Source organism: Streptomyces sp. URMC 126, assembly GCF_051386555.1.
Lineage (GTDB): Bacteria > Actinomycetota > Actinomycetes > Streptomycetales > Streptomycetaceae > Streptomyces.
This window is the reverse complement of sequence record NZ_JBPQTX010001224.1, coordinates 1-244: the sequence shown is the minus strand read 5'-3', so window position 1 is coordinate 244 and position 244 is coordinate 1. Positions and strand designations below refer to the sequence as shown.

General features: G+C 71.7%; 1 pseudogene. It reads right to left on the bottom strand.

Going from position 1 to position 244, the window contains the following annotated elements:
* Positions 1 to 244, bottom strand: a pseudogene (locus ACSNOK_RS35755) (magnesium transporter CorA); the annotation flags it as partial.

Sequence of the window (244 nt, the reverse complement as noted above, 5' to 3'; positions counted from 1 at the left end):
CGCTTGAACTCCAGCACCTCGCGCTTGAGCTGGTAGATCCGCCCGGCGTCGCGGCCCCGGCGGCCCTTGCCCGCGCTCTCGGAGAAGACCTGGATCTCCACCTCGTCGATGTCGTCCTGCACCGCGTCGGCGACCGCCAGATAACCGTCCACCACCTGGTCGGCGATGGCGTGCAGCACGGCCGAGGGGCCCTTGGCCAGCAGCTCGGGGTCGTCCTCCAGCCGGTGGCGCAGGGTGCGCAGCG